Annotated in this window: 1 pseudogene; it reads right to left on the bottom strand. The window is 48.5% G+C overall.

What is annotated here, in order from left to right:
• A pseudogene (locus ACYP03_RS28355) lies at window positions 1–231 on the bottom strand (hypothetical protein); the annotation flags it as partial.

The raw sequence follows: 231 nt of genomic DNA, 5'->3' as shown, positions 1-231 counted from the left end.
GACAGCGCTTTAATGTCTTGCTGAGTGAGTTTTAGCCAGGACTCAACGGATTGTGACAGGTCTAAGTGGCTTTTGTCGTTCGCCAGGTACCAATCGACAGCTTCGCGCTTCAATTCAAAATGGTGGGTTCTTCCTTCCATGAACCAGTCGCCGACTTCCTGCAAATCGGGATCTTTTTGCACAGTCAGCTGGACCAGGTTTTGGTACCACTCAAGAGAAGCATCAATGTAC

The organism is Photobacterium sp. R1 (assembly GCF_054600795.1).
Note: the sequence above shows the minus strand (reverse complement) of the source record. Positions and strands in the feature narration are given on the sequence as shown.